General features: G+C 72.6%; 19 protein-coding genes. 17 read left to right on the forward strand and 2 right to left on the reverse strand.

Annotation, left to right across the window (positions count from 1 at the left end; all coding sequences use genetic code 11):
• Positions 1 to 89 precede the first annotated feature (89 nt).
• The 8 genes from rplU to QQY24_RS20890 all read left to right on the forward strand — a co-directional run bounded on the left by rplU (position 90) and on the right by QQY24_RS20890 (position 11,006).
• Positions 90 to 410, forward strand: a complete 321-nt coding sequence (rplU, locus tag QQY24_RS20855; protein WP_030653874.1) for a 50S ribosomal protein L21 — start codon at positions 90 to 92, stop codon at positions 408 to 410.
• A gap of 14 nt (positions 411 to 424) precedes the next feature.
• On the forward strand, positions 425 to 679 hold the full coding sequence (gene rpmA, locus QQY24_RS20860) for a 50S ribosomal protein L27 (protein WP_030051735.1): 255 nt from the start codon (positions 425 to 427) through the stop codon (positions 677 to 679).
• 122 nt (positions 680 to 801) lie between these two features.
• Complete coding sequence (gene obgE / locus QQY24_RS20865) at positions 802 to 2,250, forward strand: GTPase ObgE (protein ID WP_301974218.1); 1,449 nt, start codon at positions 802 to 804, stop codon at positions 2,248 to 2,250.
• A gap of 431 nt (positions 2,251 to 2,681) precedes the next feature.
• The gene (locus QQY24_RS20870) at positions 2,682 to 4,232 is read left to right on the forward strand and encodes an alkaline phosphatase (protein ID WP_301974219.1); all 1,551 of its coding nucleotides are present in this window, start codon (positions 2,682 to 2,684) and stop codon (positions 4,230 to 4,232) included.
• 106 nt (positions 4,233 to 4,338) lie between these two features.
• Entirely contained in the window at positions 4,339 to 5,502 is a 1,164-nt protein-coding gene (locus QQY24_RS20875) for a hypothetical protein (protein WP_301974220.1), read from the forward strand.
• Positions 5,503 to 5,708: 206 nt separating this feature from the next.
• Positions 5,709 to 7,205, forward strand: coding sequence for a bifunctional cytidylyltransferase/SDR family oxidoreductase (locus QQY24_RS20880; protein ID WP_301974221.1), 1,497 nt, complete (start codon positions 5,709 to 5,711; stop codon positions 7,203 to 7,205).
• A 185-nt stretch (positions 7,206 to 7,390) separates the two neighbouring features.
• On the forward strand, positions 7,391 to 9,493 hold the full coding sequence (locus QQY24_RS20885; RefSeq protein ID WP_301976307.1) for a hypothetical protein: 2,103 nt from the start codon (positions 7,391 to 7,393) through the stop codon (positions 9,491 to 9,493).
• 307 nt (positions 9,494 to 9,800) lie between these two features.
• Positions 9,801 to 11,006, forward strand: a complete 1,206-nt coding sequence (locus QQY24_RS20890; RefSeq protein WP_301974223.1) for a glycosyltransferase family 2 protein — start codon at positions 9,801 to 9,803, stop codon at positions 11,004 to 11,006.
• A 26-nt stretch (positions 11,007 to 11,032) separates the two neighbouring features.
• Here QQY24_RS20890 and QQY24_RS20895 read toward each other — a convergent pair whose 3' ends face one another.
• Positions 11,033 to 12,430 carry a polysaccharide pyruvyl transferase family protein gene (locus QQY24_RS20895; RefSeq protein WP_301974225.1) on the reverse strand — a complete coding sequence of 466 codons (1,398 nt, stop codon included), beginning with the start codon at positions 12,428 to 12,430 and terminating at the stop codon, positions 11,033 to 11,035.
• Positions 12,431 to 12,664: 234 nt separating this feature from the next.
• On the opposite strand from QQY24_RS20895, the gene proB reads away from it, so the two are divergent.
• The 5 genes from proB (at position 12,665) to QQY24_RS20920 (ending at position 17,621) form a co-directional block, all read left to right on the forward strand.
• Positions 12,665 to 13,771, forward strand: coding sequence for a glutamate 5-kinase (gene proB / locus QQY24_RS20900; RefSeq protein ID WP_301976308.1), 1,107 nt, complete (start codon positions 12,665 to 12,667; stop codon positions 13,769 to 13,771).
• A gap of 170 nt (positions 13,772 to 13,941) precedes the next feature.
• The gene (locus QQY24_RS20905; protein ID WP_301974226.1) at positions 13,942 to 14,367 is read left to right on the forward strand and encodes a hypothetical protein; all 426 of its coding nucleotides are present in this window, start codon (positions 13,942 to 13,944) and stop codon (positions 14,365 to 14,367) included.
• Positions 14,368 to 14,515: 148 nt separating this feature from the next.
• Positions 14,516 to 15,802, forward strand: a complete 1,287-nt coding sequence (locus QQY24_RS20910) for a glutamate-5-semialdehyde dehydrogenase (RefSeq protein ID WP_301974227.1) — start codon at positions 14,516 to 14,518, stop codon at positions 15,800 to 15,802.
• 27 nt (positions 15,803 to 15,829) lie between these two features.
• Positions 15,830 to 16,459, forward strand: coding sequence for a hypothetical protein (locus QQY24_RS20915; RefSeq protein ID WP_301974228.1), 630 nt, complete (start codon positions 15,830 to 15,832; stop codon positions 16,457 to 16,459).
• A gap of 91 nt (positions 16,460 to 16,550) precedes the next feature.
• On the forward strand, positions 16,551 to 17,621 hold the full coding sequence (locus QQY24_RS20920; protein WP_301974229.1) for a hypothetical protein: 1,071 nt from the start codon (positions 16,551 to 16,553) through the stop codon (positions 17,619 to 17,621).
• 78 nt (positions 17,622 to 17,699) lie between these two features.
• Here the strand turns inward: QQY24_RS20920 and QQY24_RS20925 are convergent, their stop codons facing one another.
• Positions 17,700 to 18,818 (reverse strand): M48 family metallopeptidase, encoded by a 1,119-nt coding sequence (locus tag QQY24_RS20925; RefSeq protein ID WP_301974230.1) that lies wholly within the window; start codon positions 18,816 to 18,818, stop codon positions 17,700 to 17,702.
• Positions 18,819 to 18,913: 95 nt separating this feature from the next.
• Between QQY24_RS20925 and QQY24_RS20930 the strand changes: the two genes are divergently transcribed.
• The 4 genes from QQY24_RS20930 to QQY24_RS20945 all read left to right on the forward strand — a co-directional run bounded on the left by QQY24_RS20930 (position 18,914) and on the right by QQY24_RS20945 (position 22,030).
• Positions 18,914 to 19,078 carry a hypothetical protein gene (locus tag QQY24_RS20930; RefSeq protein WP_301974231.1) on the forward strand — a complete coding sequence of 55 codons (165 nt, stop codon included), beginning with the start codon at positions 18,914 to 18,916 and terminating at the stop codon, positions 19,076 to 19,078.
• A gap of 140 nt (positions 19,079 to 19,218) precedes the next feature.
• A complete protein-coding gene (locus QQY24_RS20935; protein ID WP_301974232.1) occupies positions 19,219 to 19,383 on the forward strand; it encodes a hypothetical protein in 165 nt (54 codons plus the stop codon).
• A gap of 66 nt (positions 19,384 to 19,449) precedes the next feature.
• Positions 19,450 to 20,175: a nicotinate-nucleotide adenylyltransferase gene (nadD, locus tag QQY24_RS20940; RefSeq protein WP_301974233.1), complete on the forward strand. Its 726-nt coding sequence runs from the start codon at positions 19,450 to 19,452 to the stop codon at positions 20,173 to 20,175.
• Positions 20,176 to 20,191: 16 nt separating this feature from the next.
• Positions 20,192 to 22,030, forward strand: a complete 1,839-nt coding sequence (locus QQY24_RS20945; RefSeq protein ID WP_301974234.1) for an LCP family protein — start codon at positions 20,192 to 20,194, stop codon at positions 22,028 to 22,030.
• Positions 22,031 to 22,110: the final 80 nt, after the last annotated feature.

Here is a 22,110-nt window from a genome sequence, read left to right on the forward strand (position 1 = left end):
GCCAGGATCGGCCGGGAGAGGTCGTCCGTGCTGTTCTGGGCGGCTGGCCTGCGGGGGTGCCGTTTCTTCGAGCGAAAGTAGAGATCCGCGTGTACGCCATCGTGCGCAGCGGTGGCCGCCAGCACAAGGTTGCTGTCGGTGACATCGTTGAGGTTGACAAGATTTCCACCGCCAAGGTCGGCGACACGGTCGAGCTCTCGACCCTGCTCGTCGTCGACGGCGACTCCGTGACCAGCGACCCGTGGGTGCTGGCCGGCATCAAGGTCCAGGCCGAGGTTGTGGACCACCACAAGGGCCAGAAGATCGACATTCTGCGCTACAAGAACAAGACCGGCTACCGCCGTCGTCAGGGCCACCGCCAGCAGTACACGGCGATCAAGGTCACGTCGATCCCCGCGGCCGCGAAGTAAGGGACTGAGGAGAAATGGCACACAAGAAGGGCGCATCGTCCACCCGGAACGGTCGCGACTCCAACGCCCAGCGACTCGGCGTGAAGCGCTTCGGCGGTCAGGTCGTGAACGCCGGTGAGATCCTGGTCCGCCAGCGCGGCACCCACTTCCACCCCGGCGCCGGCGTCGGCCGTGGCGGCGACGACACGCTGTTCGCGCTGCAGGCCGGTGCGGTGGAGTTCGGCACCAGCCGTGGCCGCAAGGTCGTGAACATCGTTCCGGTCGCCTGAATCGCCTGGTTCGGCACCGAACGCTTCGCGAGGCGGACCTCACTTCCCGTTCGGGAAGGCGGGTCCGCCTTTCGCGTGTTGAAGCAGTAGACATTCCCGTTCTTCCCTGGAGGCACCGAACCATGACCACCTTCGTGGACCGCGTCGAGCTGCATGTCGCCGCGGGTAACGGAGGCCACGGCTGTGCCTCCGTCCACCGTGAGAAGTTCAAGCCGCTCGGCGGCCCGGACGGCGGCAACGGCGGCCGTGGCGGCGATGTGATCCTGACCGTCGACCAGTCGGTCACCACGCTCCTCGACTACCACCACTCCCCGCACCGCAAGGCCACCAACGGCAAGCCCGGCGAGGGCGGCAACCGCTCGGGCAAGGACGGCCAGGACCTGGTCCTGCCCGTGCCGGACGGCACCGTCGTCCTGGACCGGGCCGGCAACGTGCTCGCCGACCTGGTCGGCCACGGCACGTCGTACGTCGCCGCGCAGGGCGGCCGGGGCGGCCTCGGCAACGCGGCGCTGGCCAGCGCCCGCCGCAAGGCGCCCGGTTTCGCGCTGCTCGGCGAGCCGGGGGAGCTGCAGGACATCGTCCTGGAGCTGAAGACCGTCGCCGACGTGGCCCTGGTGGGCTACCCGAGCGCCGGCAAGTCCTCGCTGATCTCCGTGCTCAGCGCGGCCAAGCCGAAGATCGCCGACTACCCGTTCACCACCCTCGTGCCGAACCTGGGCGTGGTGACGGCCGGTTCGACCGTCTACACCGTCGCCGACGTGCCCGGTCTGATCCCGGGCGCCAGCCAGGGCAGGGGGCTGGGCCTGGAGTTCCTGCGCCACGTGGAGCGGTGCAGCGTGCTGGTGCACGTGCTGGACACCGCGACCCTGGAGTCCGACCGCGACCCGGTCTCCGACCTCGACGTCATCGAGGAGGAGCTGCGGCAGTACGGCGGTCTCGGCCACCGTCCCCGCATCGTCGTCCTGAACAAGGTCGACGTGCCCGACGGCAAGGACCTCGCCGAGATGGTCCGCCCCGACCTGGAGGCGCGCGGCTACCGCGTCTTCGAGGTCTCCGCGGTGGCCCACATCGGCCTGAAGGAGCTGTCGTACGCGCTCGGTGACCTGGTCGGCCAGGCGCGTGCCGCCAGGCCGAAGGAGGAGGCGACGCGGATCGTCATCCGGCCGAAGGCCGTGGACGACGCGGGCTTCACGGTCACCCGCGAGGACAGCGGCGGCGAGCCGCTGTTCCGGGTGCGCGGCGAGAAGCCGGAGCGCTGGGTGCGGCAGACCGACTTCAGCAACGACGAGGCCGTCGGCTACCTCGCCGACCGGCTCAACCGCCTCGGTGTCGAGGAGGAGCTGATGAAGGCGGGCGCCCGCTCCGGTGACGGCGTCGCCATCGGCCCCGAGGAGAACGCGGTCGTCTTCGACTGGGAGCCCTCGGTCATGGCCGGCGCGGAGATGCTGGGCCGGCGCGGTGAGGACCACCGCTTCGACGCGGAGAGGCCCGCGGCGCAACGGCGCCGGGACCGCCAGGCCGAGCGGGACGAGGCGCTGCGCGAGTACGACGACTTCGACCCGTTCGAGTAGGGGCGCCCGACTGACCCGGGGCCGGGGGCCACGGCCCCCGGCCCCGTTCCCGTCTGCCTCCCGGACGGCCCGCCCCCCGGCGGACGGCCCGCCCCCCGGCGGACGGCCCGCCCCCCGGCGGACGGCCCGCCCCCCGGCGGACGGCCCGCCCCCCGGCGGGCGGACCGCGCCCTTCGCCTGCTTGGCCGGTTCGACGTGGGTCGGACCCCGCCGAACGCCCTTAACCTGTCTGTCTCCTGACATTCCGCAAGACCCGCCACGGCAAGATCACGTTCGTCATGTGGTTCCTGCGCCGTGGCGGGTCTTCTGTTGTCTGCCTGTTTGTCATGCACGCGAAGCACCCGGTTCAGCGGTTGGACCGTCCGGCCGTGGGAGCTTCCACAGGTCCGCACGACACGTCCTGAAGGCCCCTTCGGCGAGGGAGTTAGCCAATGACCGGAGCAGCATCGCCCGACCGGCGCCGTTTCCTGACCGCCGGCGCCGCCGTCATCGGTGCCGCGGCCTCCACCCAGCTCTGGCTGCCGGGCACCGCGCGCGCCGCCGAAACCCCGCTGCCCGACGGGGTGTTCACCCTCGGCGTCACCTCCGGCGACCCGCTGCCCGACGGCATCGTGCTGTGGACCCGGCTCGCCCCCGACCCGCTCAACGGCGGCGGCATGCCCGACGCGGTCGTCCCCGTCGAGTGGGAGATCGCCGAGGACGAGCGGTTCCGCAGAACCACCCGCCGGGGCACCGCCCAGGCCCGCCCCGAGTTCGGGCACAGCGTGCACGTGGACGTGCGCGGGCTGCGCCCGGACCGCCGGTACTGGTACCGCTTCCGCGCCGGTGGCCAGCTCTCGCCCACCGGCCGCACCCGCACCGCGCCCCACCCGCACCGCCGGGGCGGCTCGCTGCGCGTCGCGCTCGCCTCCTGCCAGAACTGGCAGCACGGCTACTTCACGCCGTACGCCGACATGCGCGCCCAGGACCCCGACGTCGTCCTCTTCGTCGGCGACTACATCTACGAGTCCTCGCCCTCCTCGACGGCAGTGCGGCGGCACGAGGGCAAGGGCGAGCCGTACACCCTCGTCGAGTACCGCAACCGCTACGCCCAGTACCACGGCGACCCCGACCTCGTCGCGATGCGCGCGAACGCCCCCTGGGTGGTCACCTTCGACGACCACGAGGTCGACAACGACTACGCCGGCGAAGTCCCGCAGGACCCCGGCAAGCAGACCCACGACGCGTTCGTGGCCCGGCTGGCCGCCGCCTACCAGGCGTACTACGAGCACATGCCGGTCCGTGCCGCGGCCGTCCCGGACGGCCCGCACATCCAGATGTACCGCCGCCTGGAGTTCGGCCGCCTGGCCCGGCTGAACGTGCTGGACACCCGCCAGTTCCGCAGCGACCAGGCCACCGGTCAGGCCGGCGCCCAGGACCCGTCGGCGACGATGCTCGGCGCCGGCCAGAAGCAGTGGCTGCTCGACGGCCTGCACGGCTCCCCGGCCCGCTGGAACCTCATCGCCTCGCAGATCATGATGGCCGAGACCGACCTGCAGCTCGGCGAGGGCAAGCTCTGGTACTACGACGCCTGGGACGGCTACCAGGCCGAGCGCAACGCCCTGCTGGAGGAGTTCGCCGGCATCCGCAACCCGGTCGTGCTCAGCGGCGACCGGCACCTGACGATGATCAGCGACCTCAAGGAGGACTTCGCCGACCCGGATTCCGGCGTCGTCGGCGCCGAGTTCGTCGGCACCTCCATCTCCAGCAGCGGCGACCAGGACCAGGCCGCCTTCCACGCCCAGTGGGACCCGCTGAAGGCGGACAACCCGCACTGGAAGGTCATCGACGCCCACCGCGGCTACCACCTCCTCGACATCCGCCGCGACGGCATCGACGCCGAGGTGCGCGTCGTGGACACCGTCGTCCGGCCGCAGGCGACGGCGAGCACGCTGGCCCGGCTCCGGGTGGAGTCGGACGACCCGGGCGTCCGGGTCGTCTGAGCGGGACGGCGCCCGCGGGCGCGGTGCGAACGGGGCCCGGGGACTCATCCGCGTCCCAGGCCCCTCTCAGCTCCGCCTCAGGTGGGGCTCCTACCGTCCGTTGACCATGGAGACGGACCGCACGACAGACACCCCCGCACCGCTGCCCGCAGGCACCCGCCTGCTGCACATCGGCCCGCACAAGACCGGCACCACCGCCGTCCAGGGCGCCCTCTTCGCCGCCAGGGAGCGCCTGCCCGAGTACGGCGTGGAGTTCCCCGCGGGCAGCCGGCACCCGATGGAGGCCGTGCTCGCCGCCTGCGCCCGGCCCGCGATGATGGGCGACACCGAGCCCACCGACCGGCACTGGACCCGGCTGCTGGAGCGGGTGCGGACCACCGGCGGCCGGACCTCGGTGGTCAGCAGCGAGTTCTTCGCCGACGCCCCCGACGACGGGACGGTCGCCCGGATCGTCGACCAGCTCGGCGGCGACCGCGTCCACGTGCTGGTCACGCTGCGCCCGCTGGTGAGGATCCTGCCCTCGCAGTGGCAGCAGTACGTGCAGAACGGGCTGCGCATGGGCTACGAGGACTGGCTGGAGCACATGCTCCGCAAACCGCCCCACGACAGGCCCACCCCCAGTTTCTGGCAGCGGCACCGGCACGACCGGCTGATCGAGCGCTGGGCCCGGGCCACCGGGCCGCGGCGGACCACCGTCGTGGTGGTGGACGACCGCGACCGCGGCGGGCTGCTGCGGGCCTTCGAAGCGCTGCTCGGCCTGCCCGGGAATCTCCTCCGGCCGGTTCCGGACACCGCGAATCGGTCCCTCACCCTCGCCGAGACCGAAATGCTGCGGAATCTTAATGTGGAATTCCGCGGCAATGGACTGCCCGGCGAACTGTATTCCCGGCTCGTCCGCAACGGTGCCGTGCCGCACATGAAGAACGCGTGCGGTTCCGCGGCCGGGGACGTGAAGATCCCCACGCCCGGCTGGGCGGTGGAGGCGGCGGCCGCGATCGGTGCCGCGGCGGCGGAGCGCATCGCGGCGGCGGGCGTGCGCGTCATCGGCGACCCGGGTCTGCTGTCCGCCGCACCCGCGCAGCCGGAGCACGTCCCGTCCGAGCCCCGGATCGCCCCGGAAGTGGCCGCTCGGGCGCTGTACGGCGCGCTCGCCGCGGCCGCTTCCGCGCGGCCCGCCCACGGCCCCGCGCGCAGCGTGCACCAGACGCCGTCCGGGGAGCTGGTCCGGGTGCTCGGCCACCGCTGTCTGAAGCGGCTGCGGCGGCGCTGAACGGCCCCGCGCGAAACCCCGCGGCGTCCCTGTGGACTTACTCACAGCAATTCCAGGGCGGTTCACCGGGGCCGCGCCCAATCACCAGGGGCCCAGGTGAATGACGGGTGGCGCGCACATATGCGTGGGGCGTCACTCACCTTGCACTGCGGTTACCCGAAGTGGGACCATTTCACGGTTCCCTGTCGCCCCAAGGTAGGTCACCTGTGTCCCAGCGCATAGCCAAGCCCCGTACCACCGCAGTGATCCTGGCCGGTGGCACCGGCCAGCGGGTGGGTCTGTCGATCCCCAAGCAGCTGCTGAAGATCGCCGGGAAGGCAGTCATCGAGCACACCCTGACCACCTTCGAGAAGGCGGACTCGATCGACGACGTCATCGTCCTGATGGCGCCGGGCTACGTGCCGGACGTCGAGAAGATCGTCGCCAAGGCCGGGTTCCGGAAGGTCAGGAAGGTCATCGAGGGCGGCTCGACGCGGAACGAGACCACCGAGCGCGCCATCGCCGCCCTCGGCGAGGGCCTGGCCGAGGGCGAGGACCTGAACGTCCTCTTCCACGACGCCGTGCGCCCCCTGCTGTCGCAGCGCGTCATCGACGACTGCGTGGCCGCCCTGCAGCGCTACCAGGCCGTGGACGTCGCCATCCCGTCCGCGGACACCATCATCGTCACGCGCACGCACGGCGGGGACGGCGAGTTCATCACCGAGATCCCGGACCGCTCCCGGCTGCGCCGCGGCCAGACCCCGCAGGCCTTCAGGCTGTCCACGATCCGCCGCGCCTACGAGGTCGCCGCCGGCGACCCCAACTTCCAGGCCACGGACGACTGCTCGGTGGTCCTCAAGTACCTGCCGGACGTGCCGATCAACGTCGTCGCGGGCGACGAGTACAACATGAAGGTGACGCAGCCGGTCGACGTCTTCATCGCCGACAAGCTCTTCCAGCTCGCCTCCACCGCCGCGCCCGAGCAGAACGGCGAGGAGGCCTACCGCGAACTGCTGACCGGCAAGACCGCCGTCATCTTCGGCGGCTCCTACGGCATCGGCAAGGACATCGCCGAACTCGCCGGGTCCTACGGCGCGACCGTCTACGCCCTGGGCCGCTCCACCACCGGCACCCACGTGGAGAACCCGGAGGAGGTCGACGACGCGCTGTCCAGGGCGTACGCGGAGACCGGCCGGATCGACTACGTCGTCAACACCGCGGGCGTGCTGCGCATCGGCCGGCTCGCCGAGACCGACAACGCCACCATCGAGGAGGCGCTGAAGGTCAACTACCTCGCCCCGGTGCAGATCGCGCGCTCCTCCTACAAGTACCTGGCCGAGACCAAGGGCCAGTTGCTGCTGTACACCTCCAGCAGCTACACCCGCGGCCGGGCCGAGTACAGCCTCTACTCCTCCACCAAGGCCGCCATGGTGAACCTCACCCAGGCGCTGTCCGACGAGTGGGCCGCCGAGGGCATCCGCGTCAACTGCATCAACCCCGAGCGCACCGCGACCCCGATGCGCACCAAGGCCTTCGGCCAGGAGCCCGCCGGCTCGCTGCTGTCCTCCGAGGCCGTCGCGCGCACCTCGCTGGACGTGCTGCTGTCGGAGCTGACCGGTCACGTCATCGACGTCCGCCAGCAGGACCCGACCGCGGGCGCCGCCAGGGCCTCCGGATTCGAGCAGGCGCTGGCCTCGGTTCTGGACCGTCAGGACGGCGTGTAATAATCGAGATAATTAAGCTTTTGAAATTCAGGCCTCTGCGGATGCCCGTTCACCGGGTGTTCGCAGAGGCCTGAATCAGTACACCTCGCGAATCACCGGCGTTTCCCGGCATTACCGAACAAACCGGTACTCCCCCTCCCAGAGCAGGTTCCTCCGTGATATCCACCGCTATTCGCGTCGCCCGGGTGGGCAGCGCGGCCGAGCTGGCCGCGGCGGCCCTCGTGATGCTGGGCTTCCCCTGCCTCATGCTGGCCGCGCTCATCCCGAGCGTCTACGCCTTCGCGGCCGTGGCCGCCGTGACGTACCTGGCGGACCACTATCTGCACCGCAAGGGCAGCTACCTGATCAACCGCCTCAGCAAGGTCCGGGCCGGTCTGTCGATCCGCTTCCTGATCCGGCAGCTCCTGCTGGTCCTCCTGCTGGCCCGGCTGTCCCTGTCGGACGACCTGATCTTCTACGGGGCGATCGCCTGCTTCATCGCCTTCTACGGACTCCAGGCCCCGCACGGCGCGCTGGTCACCCTCATCCGCAACCGCCGCCGGATGCCGGTCGCCACCCGCAACGTCGACCTGAAGTCCCGCATCCGCATCCCGGACGCCCCGCCGCGCCGCCTGCTGCACCGTTCCGCGGAGAAGATGCTCCACCTCGACCTCTTCGCGGTCGCCGGCCTCCTGCTGTCCGCCGTCCTGGACTCCTCCGCCGCCGGGTTCACCGGCATCGGCCTGACCGTGGGCCTCGGCTGCCTGTACGTGGCGACGCTGGTGCCGTACGTGCGCGGCCGTAGGGTCCCGCCGCGGGCCGAGGTCGTCCTCGCCGCCGTCGACGACTGGCTGGCCGCCCACAAGCCGGAGACGGTCCTGTACTTCTCCGGTTCCAGGGACTCCGCGTACCAGGTCAACATGTGGCTGGAGACGATGGAGCGGCTGCGGACCCGGCCGCTGATCATCCTGCGCGAGCGCGCCATCCTCAACAACCTGGCGCCCACCACGGTCCCCGTCATCTGCGTGCCCGGAGGGGTGCACCTGATGAACATGGACCTGTCGACCGTGCGCGTCGCCCTGTACGCGGCCAACGTCGGCAAGAACATCCACCTGCTGCGCGTGCCCACCATGAAGCACGTCTTCATCGGCCACGGCGACAGCGACAAGCTCGCCAGCGTCAACCCGTACAGCAAGGTGTACGACGAGGTGTGGACCGCTGGCCGCGCGGGCCGCGACCGCTACGCCATCGCCGACGTCGGCGTCCGCGACGAGGACATCGTCGAGGTCGGCCGCCCGCAGCTCGCGCCCATCCGGACCTGGCAGGGCGGGTCCGGCGACGCCGCCGACGGGCGCTGCCCCACCGTCCTCTACGCGCCCACCTGGGAGGGCTGGGACGACAACCCGGGCAACACCTCGATCCTGCTCGCCGGCGAGAACATCGTGAAGCGGCTGGTCACGGCCGACCCGCCGGTCCGCGTCCTGTACAAGCCGCACCCCTTCACCGGCACCCGCAGCGCCGCCGCCAAGGCCGCCCACCAGCGGATCACCGCCCTGGTCGAGAAGGCCGCCGCCGAGCGCGCCGCCGACCCGCGCTTCACCGCCGACAGCGACGCCCAGCAGCGGGCCCGGGCGGAACTGGCCCGCGTCGAGGCCCGCCTCGCCGAGCTGGCCGGCGCGGGCGGCGAGAGGGGCGACGAGGCCGAGGCCACCCGGGAGGGCCTGGTCGACGCCCGCCGGCACGAGGAGATCGCCCGGCTGCGTGCCGAGTGGAACGACGCCTACTGGCGTTCCTTCCCGGACCACGAGCACCGCGTCATCACCGGTGCCGAGCCGCGGCTGTACGACTGCTTCAACGTCTCCGACGCGATGGTCTCCGACATCTCCTCGGTGGTCTCCGACTTCATCGCGAGCGGCAAGCCGTACGCGGTCACGGACTCCGCCGAACTCGGCGCGGAGGAGTTCAAGCGGCAGAACACCGCGGTGCGCGCCGCGGTGATCCTGACCAACAGCGCCGCCGAACTGGGCGACCTGCTGGACGCGGTGCGCGACCCGTCCGCCGACCCGCTGGCCGCGGACCGCAGGGAACTGAAGCGGTACCTGCTGGGCCCGGACGAGCCGGCGTCCATCGAGCAGTTCAACACCGCCGTGGCCGACCTGGCCCTCAAGGCCGAGACCCGCAACGTCGGCCAGGAGTCCCGCAGCGGGGCGGCCAACGCCGACCCGGCCGAGGCGGCCGAGCTGACCACCGCGCTGCCCGGCCAGCGCGCGGCGTCGGCCGGCGACACCGACGGCGTGACGGCCGGCTGACCGGCCCGGCCGGACGGAGGAGGGGCCCGGCCCCGGGAGCGGTCCCGGGGCCGGGCCCCTCTCCGCATCCCCGGCACGGCCGGGCCCGGGGTCCCCACTCCCGCTTCTTACCCCCGTTTCCCCCGGTCCCGAGCGTCTCTTACCGCCCGCGCGTACCGTCCCTTGTCATCCGGCACCGGTACACTGGCCCGTCGTGTGAGATGTGTCACGTGTCGGGCCGTGTCGGACAACCGACCGGCGCGGCTACCCGTCTCCTTCCATGCAACGAGGCCATACGGGGAGAAATGCTCCAGGACGAGGGGGAAACGTGACGCAGCCTGATGTGAGCGTGATCATCGGGGCGTACGAGGCGATGCCGTACCTGGTCGAGTGCCTGGCATCCGTGGAGGCGCAGACCATCGACCCGGGCCGCATCGAGGTCATCGCCGTCGACGACGGCTCCACGGACGGCACGGGGGAGTACCTGGAGCGGTTCGCGGCCCGCGCCCCCATGCCCGTCACCGTGGTCCGCCAGGAGAACTCCGGCGGCCCCAGCGGCCCGCGCAACGTCGGCCTCGGCAAGGCCGCCGGACGCTACGTGTTCTTCCTCGACGCCGACGACCGGCTCGGCCCCGAGGCCCTGGAGCGCATGGTCGCCCTGGCCGACAGGAACGGCACCGACGTCGTCCTCGGCCGCGTCGAGGGCGTCAACCGGACCGCGCCGAAGTCCATGTGGGGCAAGACCCTGGACCGGACCGACGTCTTCTCCTCCAACATCAAGTTCACGCTCAGCGCGCAGAAGCTCTTCCGCCGCGACCTGCTGACCCGGCACGGCATGCGGTTCGACGAGTCCCTGTGGACCGGCGAGGACGCGTTGTTCACCATGGAGGCGTACCTGAGGGCGGACGGCGTCTCCGTGCTCGCCGACTACACCTGCTACTACCTGGTGGGCCGCGAGGACGGCAAGCACGTGACGAAGAGCGGCGGTTACGCCCTGCGCTTCGACTCCGCGCGCGCCCTGATGAAGCTGATCGCCGATCTGGTCCCGCCCGGTGACCGGCGCGACTCGCTGATGGTCCGGCCCTTCCTCATCACCCTGCTGCCGCAGTTCGGGCCCCGGTTCCTCAAGGACGACGAGGAGGTGCGCCGGCACAAGCTGGAGCTGGCCAAGCCGCTCATGGAGGCCCACTGGACGCCCGGGGTGGCCCGCCGCCTGAAGGTCGGGGAGCGGCTTCGGCTGCACCTGGTGGCCCAGCAGCGGCCCGACCTGCTCCTGGACGTCGTGGAGTTCGTCAAGGCGAAGAGACAGGCCGCCGCCGTCCTGGAGAAGCGCGGCACCCGGATCTACCTCGTCTACCCGCACTTCCGGTCCAGGGCGGCCGGCGTCCCCGACCACGTCTACCTCGCCGAACCCCGCGAGGCCCGCGCCTTCGAGGGCTACCGCGAGGCGGCCGCCCAGTCCTTCCCGCGCCGGGTCCTGCGCAGGATCCGGCGGATGCTGCCGAGCGCGGGCGCCCGCCCGACGGCGGCCTGACGGCGGGAGGGAGGGGCCGTGCGGGGCTACTGCCTGCCCGACTGCAGCGCCCGCCGCAGCGGCCCGCCCACGACCCGCCGGGCACGCCGGTAGACGGAGGCGGCGGGGGCGGGCACGGTGCCCCTGCTCCCCTTGACCCGTGCCAGCTCCCGCGTCAGCTGCGCGTTGGCCCGGGTCAGTTCGCCGACCCGGGCGTGCAGCCAGCCGAACCGGCTGCTGAGCGAGGCGAGGTCCGTGTCGATCCACGGACGCACCGCGGGCGGGAACGACAGCGAGCGCATCCTCCTGTCGAAGGCCGCGCCGCCGTCGCCGTGCGTGAAGGTGTTCCGCAGCCCGTTCTTGTCCAGGAACCGGACGAACCGCTCGAAGCGTTCACGGTGGTTGCCGGTCAGCCCGCCGAGGTCGGCCTGTTCGTACAGACGCGCCGGGTCCGCCGCCCCCGGGTTCCCGGCGACCTTGTCCAGCCGCTGGTGCGGTATCTCGAAGTACCGGCACAGCTCCAGCGTGCGCGAGTCGCCGCACAGCACGGTCGCGGGCGTGCCCGCGAGCAGCGCCGCGATGTTGCCGTGGATGCGCGAGCCGAAGGAGAAGTCGAAGGCGCGCAGGTCCTCGATCCAGGTGACGGGGTCGACGTAGACCCGCACCTTGTCCTCCCCGTACATCGGGTGGTCCGGGTGGGTCGGCATCGCGGCCACCCGGGCGTTCGGGTCGCTGAGGTCGCGCCAGTGCAACTGGCGGGCGTCGCTGATGTTCTGGCCGACGAAGCGCAGGTTCGGGTACTGCGCGTGGGCGCGGGCGATGACCTGGTCGAGGCCCTGCTTCTGCACCGCGTTGTGCGAACCGTTGACCGCGATCCGCGACCGCGCCGTCAGTTCCGGCACCCGCTTGCGCACGTCGAGTTCGCCGCCGTACAGGAACAGCGACGGGCAGCCGATCACCTCGACGTCCCGGAAGCCCATGTCCCGCAGGTACCGCTCGGTGAACTCCCCCCGCACGCCGATCGAGGCGCTGCGGTCCAGCACGGCCGAGCAGAACTCGCGCACGGACTGCTCCATCGGCTTCAGCCGCGCCGGGTCGTAGCTCACCCCGGTCTGCGCGCCGACCCCGAGGACCACCACGGGGATCCTCAGCTTGCCGATCAGCCGGGTCAGCCGCTTCAGGCGGCCCTCGAACGACGGGCGGAAGGCGTTGGCGAGCGGCACGACGAACGCGTCGTACTCCGCGTTGATCCGGGCCGCCGCGGACGGGTCCGTGCCGATGCCGTTGGAGACGACCTCGGTGCCCGGCGCCTCCAGGATCTTGTGGGCGGCGTCGCTGAAGATCAGGTTGCCCGAGTTGGTGGCGATGACGTCGCGGTGGAGAGCCTCTTCGAGGGAGAGGACGTCGTAGGGGCTCTTCCCGGATCTCAGCAGGATGCGTTTCACTGGGCGAACGATAGGTGACACAAAATTCACCGTATGTTTGGAACACCTTTGATTTCCATGGGCAACCGGTACAACCTTTTTCCCTGAGCGCAGCGTGAGCGCGCGGCTACTGTCACGCGTGTCCGGGGGGTGGACCGGTGCGCGCCGCGCGGCCCCGTTCGCGTAGATTGCCGCACAGGCAGCCGGTAACCGCGCGAGGGGACAGCAGGCAAGGTGGCAAGCGCAAGGCAGGCCGTGGCCGAGGCCCGCAGGATCGTCGTCAAGGTGGGTTCCTCCTCGCTGACCACCGCCGCGGGCGGCCTGGACGCCGACCGGGTCGACGCGCTGGTCGACGTCCTCGCCAAGAGCCGCAGCAGCGGGGAGAGGGAGGTCCTGTTGGTCTCCTCCGGGGCCATCGCCGCCGGACTCGCCCCGCTCGGCCTGCGCCGCCGCCCCCGGGACCTGGCCCGCCAGCAGGCCGCCGCCAGCGTCGGCCAGGGACTGCTCGTCGCCCGCTACACCGCCTCCTTCGCCCGCTACGGCGTTCGCGTCGGCCAGGTGCTGCTCACCAGCGACGACATGAGCCGCCGCGCCCACCACCGCAACGCCTCGCGCACCCTCGACAAGCTGCTCGCCATGGGCGCCCTCCCGATCGTCAACGAGAACGACACCGTCGCCACCGACGAGATCCGCTTCGGCGACAACGACCGCCTCGCCGCCCTCGTCGCCCACCTCGTCCACGCCGACCTGCTGGTCCTGCTCTCCGACGTCGACGGCGTCTACGACGGCGACCCCGGCAGGCCGGGCACCTCCCGGGTGGCCCAGGTGCGGGGCCCCGCCGACCTGGAGGGCATCGAGATCGGCAGCGCGGGCAAGGCCGGCGTCGGCACCGGCGGCATGGTCACCAAGGTCGAGGCCGCCCGCATCGCCGCCGCCGCCGGCATCCCGGTGGTGCTGACGAGCGCCGTGCACGCCGCCGAGGCGCTCTCCGGCGGCGACACCGGCACCTACTTCCACCCCGCGGGCAAGCGCTCCGCCGACCGGCTGCTGTGGCTCCAGCACGCCTCCGCCCCGCGCGGCTCCCTGACCCTGGACGACGGCGCCGTCCGCGCGGTCGTCGAACGACGCACGTCGCTGCTGCCCGCCGGGATCGCCGCCGTCCAGGGCGACTTCAGCGCCGGCGACCCCGTCGAGCTGCGCGACGGCGCCGGACGCGCGGTGGCCCGCGGGCTCGTCAACTTCGACGCCAAGGAGATCCCCCAGCTGATCGGCCGTTCGACCCACGAGCTGGCGCGCGAGCTGGGCCCGGCCTACGAACGCGAGGTCGTGCACCGGAACGACCTGGTGCTCCTGCACGCGTAGCGGGAGCGAACCGATCGCCAACCGTTCGTAAAACGGGGCGCGCGGACCGCCCCCGGTGGGGGACGTTCCGTGAAACCGCCACGCGGAGCCCTGCGGCCTGCTCAACTTTGTCTCCGGGACGTGTTGGAGGGACAGGTCCGCCAAGGGGTCCATGCGTGAAGGAGGCCGTCGTGAGACGAGTGCGCCCGGGGGCGGCGTCCCGCGGTGCTCTGACGAGCGTCGCGGCCGGGGACGCCTACGATCAGCCCGGGGACCTGCCCCGCCTGTGGCACGTCACCCTCAGCGTCTCCGGGAAGAGGGTCCCCGTGCAGGACCTGCGGCGGGCCCTGGAACAGCTCGCCCACGACCACCCCTTCCTGCTCACCAGCAGGTACGCCGGCGACCACGCGGAGATCCGGTACTGGGAGGAGGCCCGCGACCTGCACGACGCGGCCGCCGTCGCCCTGCGGCTGTGGGGCGAGCACCGGCAGAGCGCCGGTCTGCCGCCCTGGGAGATCGTCGGCCTGGAGGTCATCGACCGCGAGACCTACCACCAGCGCATCGCCGAGGGCCACGGGCCCGCACCCGCGACCCCCGTGGGCGTCCACCCCTTCTGACCCCCACCGGGCACCCGGCGGGGCGCACCCCGCGGCCGGGCTCCGCGGCCGGACTCCGCACCCCGGAAGGGTTCACCCCGTTTTGCCCCCGTCTCGCGCTGTGGGACGACCGCTGAACGGCCCCGCGCCGCGCACTACCCTTCCCCCCATGACCACGCTCTCGCCGTACGACTCGATGTCCCCGGTCAACCAGGCCGCCTACCGGGCCAAGGCCGCCGCCGCCGACCTCGCGCCGCTCCCGCGCGCCGTGAAGGACGAGGCGCTGCTCGCCATCGCCGACGCCCTGGAGGTCCGCACGGCCGAGATCGTGGCGGCCAACGCCGAGGACGTGGCCAGGGCGCGGGAGAACGGCACCGGCGAGGCCATCGTGGACCGGCTCACCCTCACCCCGGAGCGGGTCCGCGCCATCGCCTCCGACGTCCGCGACGTCGCGAAGCTGCCCGACCCGGTCGGCGAGGTCGTCCGCGGCTCCACCCTGCCCAACGGCATCGACCTGCGCCAGGTCCGCGTCCCGCTCGGCGTCGTCGGCATCATCTACGAGGCCCGCCCCAACGTCACCGTCGACGCCGCCGCGCTCTGCCTGAAGTCCGGCAACGCCGTCCTGCTGCGCGGCTCGGCCTCCGCCTACGCGTCCAACACCGCCCTGGTCCGCGTCGTCCGCGACGCCGTCGGCGGCGCCGGGCTGCCCGCCGACGCCGTCCAGCTGGTGCCCGGCGAGGGCCGCGAGTCCGTGCGCGAGCTGATGCGGGCCCGCGGTCTGGTCGACGTCCTCATCCCGCGCGGTGGCGCCTCCCTGATCCGGACCGTGGTCAACGAGTCCGTCGTGCCCGTCATCGAGACCGGCACCGGCAACTGCCACGTGTACGTCGACGCCCAGGCCGACATCGACATGGCCGTCGAGATCCTGGTCAACTCCAAGGCCCAGCGGGTCAGCGTCTGCAACGCCGCCGAGACCCTCCTGGTCCACCGGGACATCGCCGCCGAGTTCCTGCCGCGCGCCCTCGACGCCCTCGCCGAGGCCGGGGTCACCGTCCACGCCGACGAGCGCGTGCTCGCCCACGCCGAGGGGACCAGGGCCACCGTGGTCGAGGCCACCCCCGAGGACTGGGAGACCGAGTACCTCTCCCACGACATCGCCGCCGCCGTCGTGGACTCCCTCGACAAGGCCGTCGAGCACATCCGGCTGTGGACCTCCGGCCACACCGAGGCGATCGTCACCACCTCGCAGCAGGCCGCCCGCCGCTTCACCCGGCTGGTCGACTCCACCACCGTCGCCGTGAACGCCTCCACCCGCTTCACCGACGGCGGCCAGTTCGGCTTCGGCGCCGAGATCGGCATCTCCACGCAGAAGCTGCACGCCCGCGGCCCGATGGGCCTGCCCGAGCTGACCAGTACGAAGTACGTCGTCACCGGCGACGGGCACGTACGGCGCTGACACCCCGGCGCGAAGGCGCCCCACCGGATGGACGAATGTCCGTACCGTCTGCCCAAATCAACCCCCCAGGTCTACTCTGGAACCGTGCCGGAGGACGTGGGGGGCACGCCGTTCCCTGACGGCCGGGAGCCCGACGACGACCACGACCACGGGGTGCCGGACGACGAGTTCGCCTCCGTGGTCCTCGACGAGGCCTTCGTGCGCGCGGCCGTGGTGCACGAGCCGACCGCCGTCGAACGCCTCCTGGCGGCCGCCCGGGCCCGGGCCGAGGCCTCCGAGGCCGAGGCCCGCCGCGCCCGCCCCGGCGGCGACCCCTGCAACGGGGTCCGCGGCCCCGACGGTGCCGGTCCCGATCACGATCCGGACGACGACGACCCGGACGACCCCCGCTTCTTCGGCGACCGCCACCCCTTCTTCGGCCCCCGCGGCGGACAGGTCCGCTGGCACCGCCCCGTCGCCTGGCTCCTCGCCCTCGTCATGGGCATCGGCATGCTCGCGCTGGCCTTCGCCGCGGTCTACCGGAGCGGCTCCCCCGGCACCCGCGACCGGGTGCCGGCCCCCACCTCCACCGGACCGGAGCAGGGCGGCGCGGCGGACCCCTCCGTCTCGGCCGGCCGGTCCCGCCCCGCCGTCCCGGCGATCCCCCGCTCCCCCTGAGCGCCCGGGGCGCACGTCCTGATGAGGACCTGCCAGAAGTTGCCGCGCGGCCAAGCGTTTACCCCGCGTCCGCGAGACCTACTCTGAAAGTATGGGCGGGCCTGGAGACCCACCGGAGGGGACACCCGAGGGCGGCCCCGGAGGTGCCGAGGACGAGTACCGATCCGTCGTGTTCGACGAGTCGTTCGTCCGCGCTGCCCGCCTCCAGGAGTCCTCCGCACTGGAGCGCATGACCGACCACGCGCCCGCGGTGCGCCGCCGCCCGCCCCGGCGCCGCGGAATGACCCGGCAGGTCCTGTTCCTCGCCCTGCTCCTCGCCGTCGCCTTCGTCACCGCGATCTACATGGGCGTCCGGCACCCCTACGGCTCCCCGCAGACCCACCGGGCCGCCGAGCCGCTGCGGATGACCGTCATCCCGCTCGCCCCGCAGGGCAGGGTGCCCGGAGCCGCCGACGCCGAGTACCTGTACGAGCACAGCCCCGCCGCCCAGTTCGAGACCGGCGCCGCGGGCATACCGCTGCCGGCCTCCCGCAGCACCGCGCACTTCTCCTACAGCCAGGTCACGGCCGCCCTGAACATCGTCAGGAACTACCTCGTCCGCTCCTCGCTCGACCCCGACGTGCTCACCGGGCGCCAGGTCGGCCCCGCCCGCGCCCTCATCGACGCCGTCCAGCTCGGCCAGTTCGACCGGAGCGTCCACCACCCGGCGGCCGACGGCCGGCACGCCCCCACCGGCTGGCTGGTCCGCCTCGACCCCTCCCGCGCGGAACTGGCCGACGACAGGATCCGCACCCGGGGCACCCTGGCAGCCACCGAGACCGGCCCGGGCACGCTGGAGGTCGCCGCCGACACCACCTTCGTCTACGCCCTGCGCCCGCCCGGCTCCCGCGCCGGCGCGCCCGCGTCCCTGCTCACCGTCCGCCGCGAGCTGACCTTCCGCCTCGACCGCGACGACCTGCGCGTCGGCCAGCTCCGGCTGGCCGCCTCCTACACCCAGGCCGGCCCGCTGTCCTGCGCCGAGGACACCAGTTCCTACCTGCGGCCCCTGCTGGCCGGCCAGAGCGCCGGCACGGGCGGCCCGGCGGGCACCGACCCCTTCGCGACGGACGGCACCACGGCGCTGTGCGGGACGCTGGCCCCCGGAGCGCAGCCGACGGTGTGAGACCGGACCGCGGGGGAGCGGTGGGGCGGCACCACACCGGGCCCCGTGACGCCGTGCCGAGCCGCCGGGCGGCGTGCGTTACGCCGAGCCGCCGGGCGGCGTGTCCCCCGGGCCGTCCCCCGGGCGGTCCTTTCGGCCGTCCTTCGGGGGAGCGGGGCTCGTGAAGCCGCTGAAGCCGCGGCGCACCCGGCTGCCCAGGTCGCCGGCACCGCCCGCGAGGTCCGAGACCAGCTTCATCAGCGGGTCCTTCGAACCCCTCACGTCCTGCGCGTAGCTCGCCGCGGACTCCCGGAAGGAGTCGCCGACCCGGGCGTCCCCGTCCTCGTCGCGCCGCGGGTAGTGGCCGTCCATGAGCCGCTGGTGGTCCCGCGACTCCGCCCACCTCTTCAGCTCCGCCGCCCGCACGGTGGTGAAGGGGTGCGAGCGGGGCAGCACGTTGAGGATCTTCAGCACGGAGTCGCGCAGGTCGCCCCCGGACTCGTACTCCTCGGCCTGCTCCAGGAAGGCGTCCACGTTCATCTCGTGCAGGTGGTTGCCACCCGCGATCTTCATCAGGCCGCGCATCGAGGCCCGCAGGTCCTGGCCGACCAGCAGCCCCGCCCGGTCCGCCGACAGCTCCGACTTGCGGAACCACTCCCGCAGCGCCGTCACGATCGCCATGACCGCGACGTTGCCCAGCGGGATCCAGGCGACCTTCAGCGCCAGGGTCGTCAGGAACAGCAGGACCGTGCGGTACACCGCGTGCCCGGACAGGGCGTGCCCCACCTCGTGCCCGACGACCGCCCGCATCTCCTCCTCGTCGAGCAGCTCGACCAGCCCCGTGGTGACCACGATGACCGGCTCGTCCAGCCCGATGCACATCGCGTCCGGCCGCGGGTCCTGGCTGACGTACATCGGCGGGACCTTCTCCAGGTCCAGGATGTGGCAGGCGTCCAGCAGCATGCGGTGCAGGTGCGCGAACTGCCGCTCCGAGACGCGCACCGAGTCGGACAGGAACAGCAGCCGCAGGCTCCGCTCCGGCAGCAGCCCGCTCAGCGCCTTGAAGACGGTGTCGAAACCGCTCAGCCTGCGCAGTGCCACCAGGGCCGACCGGTCGGCCGGATGCTCGTACGCGCGCGAGGAGATCCCGGGAAACCGCCTGCGCCGCCCGCCCGGCACGCCCTCGCGTCCGGTCTGCTCGTGGCCGTCGTCGGACATGTCGTCCCCCATGTGCGTCGTGAGTGCCCCCGAGGCGGGCTCCAGCCTAGGCGGAGATACCGTGGACGGGCAGTACAGCCGAAGGAGCCCACGTCATGGAGCACCGCCCTGCAGCCGCCCGGCTGACCGAGGCCGCCGCAGCCGCCGTCCAGCAGCACGGATCGGGGAGCCTGCTCCGGATCGTCCTGGTCGTGATGGTCCTCGGCTGCGCACTGACCGCCTGGTTCCTGCTGCGCGGCTACGGACGGAAGGACGACTGACGGGCGGCGGAGGTTCCCCCGCGGCCCCGTCCGGCACTCCGCCGTCCCCAACGGCGGAGTCGGCGTGGGCGGCGCGGGGCCGCCCGCTTACGATGGGCCGACATCTTTATCCCGCCCACACGCGATAGGTCCTGCCGAAGATGAGCTTCCACAGCACCGCTGCCCAGTTGGTCACCCTCGCCGCCGAGGGCGAGGAGCGAGGCGGCCACCACAACAGCCTGAACCCGGCCGTCACCGGCGGCGGCGCCCTGATCGTCCTGCTGCTCCTGCTGTGGATCACCACCCGCTTCAACCGCGACCGCTGACCGGGAGAGCGGGAGTCCGTCCCCGGCGGCCGGAACCCGCAGGCCGGGCCGGTAGGGTCTGCACGCATGGGAGAGCAGGACATGCCTACCGGTCCGGCGGAGGAAACGGCCGCGCACGCCGCCGACGCCCGGGACAACGCCCCCGCGACGGCCGGCACGGTACGGAAGCCGGCCGCAGGGCCGGGCCACGGCCCCGTCCACGCGGGCAAGCGCCGCCTCGGCGTCATGGGCGGGACGTTTGACCCGGTGCACCACGGGCACCTGGTGGCCGCGAGCGAGGTCGCCGCACGCTTCCAGCTGGACGAGGTGGTCTTCGTGCCCACCGGCCAGCCGTGGCAGAAGTCCCACCGCGCGGTTTCCCCGGCCGAGGACCGCTACCTGATGACGGTCATCGCGACCGCCGAGAACCCCCAGTTCTCCGTCAGCCGCATCGACATCGACCGCGGCGGCCCCACCTACACCGTGGACACCCTGCGCGACCTGCGCGCCCTCAACCCCGACACCGACCTGTTCTTCATCACCGGCGCCGACGCCCTCGCCCAGCTGCTGACCTGGCGCGACTCGGAGGAACTGTTCTCCCTCGCGCACTTCATCGGCGTCACCCGTCCCGGCCACCAGCTGAGCAACCCCGGCCTCCCGGAGGACGGCGTCTCCCTCGTCGAGGTGCCCGCGCTCGCCATCTCCTCCACCGACTGCCGTGCGCGAGTCGCCAAGGGCGACCCCATCTGGTACATGGTGCCGGACGGAGTGGTGCGCTACATCGACAAGCGCGAGCTGTACCGCGGCGAGTGAACCGAGAGGGGCACCGGTGAACGACCGACACGACGCGGGACACGGGGCGGACCAGGGCCCGGGACACGGCGCGGACCCGTACGAACTCGTCGGCTACGACGCGTACGGGCAGCCCGTGTACCGGCAGGTCCCGGCGCAGCGGACCCCGCAGGCGGCCTACGACCCGTACGCCCAGCAGCAGGCCTACGGCTACGACCCCCACGCCGCCGACCCGCAGCAGCCGGCGCCGCACCACGACCCCTACGGCAGCGGTCGGCAGCAGGCCGCCCCCGCCCACGACCCCTACGCCGCCCAGGGCCCGTACGACCCGTACCACCAGGGCACGCAGGGCCCGTACGACCCGTACCACCAGGGCACCCAGGGCCCGTACGACCCGTACCACCAGGGCACCCAGGATCCGGCCGACCCGTACCACCAGGGCACCCAGATCCCGGCCGGCCCTTACGACCCCTACGGGCAGGCGGCCGACGGCGGGCAGCAGCAGCCCGGCGCCGGGCGAAGCGCCCGCATCCCGCAGCAGACCGGCCCCGCGCAGGAGGCGGGGGTCCCGCAGGACGCCGGGGAGCGGCAGCCCGCGGCCGAGGAGGAGTACCGCACCGAGCAGTTCGCCTTCGTGGAGGAACCGGACGGCGACTCCGAGGACGTCATCGACTGGCTGAAGTTCACCGAGAACCGCACCGAGCGCCGCGAGGAGGCCCGCCGCCGCGCCCGCGGCCGGATCACCGCCCTGCTCGTCGCCCTCGCCCTCGTCGCCGTCGCCGGCCTCGGCTGGCTCTGGTACGCCGGGAAGCTGCCCGGCCTGTCCTCCTCCGGCGGCAGGACCGGCACCACGGCGGCGGGCGCCCAGAAGCGCGACGTGATCGTCGTCCACCTGCACGACACCGGCAGGAGCGACACCTCCACCGTGCTGCTGGTGGACAACGCCACCACCAAGCGGGGCAGCACCGTCCTGCTGCCCAACTCCCTCGCGCTGACCGGCGACGACGGCACCACCACGACCCTCGCCAAGTCGGTCGACGACGACGGCGCCTCCGGCACCCGCGACCAGCTCGACACCGTCCTCGGCACCGACATCCAGGGCACCTGGCGGCTGGACACCCCCTACCTGCAGAACCTCGTCGACCTGGTCGGCGACATCGACATCGACACCGACGCCGACGTACCCGACCCGGACGCCAAGGGGAAGGGCACCACCCTCCTCGTCCACCGGGGCACGGACCAGACCCTCAGCGGCAAGATGGCCGTCGCCTACGCCACCTACCGCGCCGCCGGCGAATCCCAGAACGCCCAGCTGGAGCGGTTCGGCCAGGTCATGCAGGGCGTACTGCGCAAGATCTCCTCCGACCCGGCCGACGCCACGACCACCGTGCAGACCCTCGCGCAGATCCTCGACCCGCCGCTGACCGACAAGGACCTCGGCGCCTTCCTCGCCAGGCTCGCCGACCGCGCCAAGGGCGGCGACTACAGGACGACCCTGCTGCCCGTGCGGTCCGACGGCACGCTGAGCGCCCGGACCAGCGACAGCGTGGTCAAGGACGTCCTCGGCGGCACCGCCAGGAGCCCCGACGCGGGCTCGGCGGTCCGGGTCTCCGTCGAGAACGCCACCGGCGTCAGGGACGACACCGAGAAGGCCCGCGTGGTCCTCCTCAACGGCGGCTTCACCTTCCTGGAGGGCGGCACCGCCGGCACCCGGGCCGCCTCCCGGGTGCTCTACCCCGACCCCGCCGGCAGGGAGAAGGCCACCGAGGTCGCCAAGACCCTCGGCCTGCCCGCCGGCTCCGTGGCCAGGGGCACGGTCTCCTCCGGCGCCGACGTCCTGGTCGTCCTCGGCCAGGACTACCGGCCCGCCTCCTGACCGCCGGGCCCGCCCCGTGTGCGGACGCCGTCACGTGGGGCGGGCCCGGCGGTCCGTGAGACCCTTGGTGCCAAGTGACC

The sequence above is a fragment of the Streptomyces sp. TG1A-8 genome (assembly GCF_030499535.1).
In the GTDB taxonomy this organism is placed as follows: Bacteria; Actinomycetota; Actinomycetes; order Streptomycetales; family Streptomycetaceae; genus Streptomyces.

Coding starts and splice junctions, on each gene's coding strand:
- rpmA (WP_030051735.1), top strand. CDS start 425: ATGGCACACAAGAAGGGCGCATCGTCCACCCGGAACGGTCGCGACTCC.
- obgE (WP_301974218.1), top strand. CDS start 802: ATGACCACCTTCGTGGACCGCGTCGAGCTGCATGTCGCCGCGGGTAAC.
- QQY24_RS20870 (WP_301974219.1), top strand. CDS start 2,682: ATGACCGGAGCAGCATCGCCCGACCGGCGCCGTTTCCTGACCGCCGGC.
- QQY24_RS20875 (WP_301974220.1), top strand. CDS start 4,339: ATGGAGACGGACCGCACGACAGACACCCCCGCACCGCTGCCCGCAGGC.
- QQY24_RS20910 (WP_301974227.1), top strand. CDS start 14,516: ATGACCACGCTCTCGCCGTACGACTCGATGTCCCCGGTCAACCAGGCC.
- QQY24_RS20915 (WP_301974228.1), top strand. CDS start 15,830: ATGGACGAATGTCCGTACCGTCTGCCCAAATCAACCCCCCAGGTCTAC.
- QQY24_RS20920 (WP_301974229.1), top strand. CDS start 16,551: ATGGGCGGGCCTGGAGACCCACCGGAGGGGACACCCGAGGGCGGCCCC.
- QQY24_RS20925 (WP_301974230.1), bottom strand. CDS start 18,818: ATGTCCGACGACGGCCACGAGCAGACCGGACGCGAGGGCGTGCCGGGC.
- QQY24_RS20930 (WP_301974231.1), top strand. CDS start 18,914: ATGGAGCACCGCCCTGCAGCCGCCCGGCTGACCGAGGCCGCCGCAGCC.
- QQY24_RS20935 (WP_301974232.1), top strand. CDS start 19,219: ATGAGCTTCCACAGCACCGCTGCCCAGTTGGTCACCCTCGCCGCCGAG.
- nadD (WP_301974233.1), top strand. CDS start 19,450: ATGGGAGAGCAGGACATGCCTACCGGTCCGGCGGAGGAAACGGCCGCG.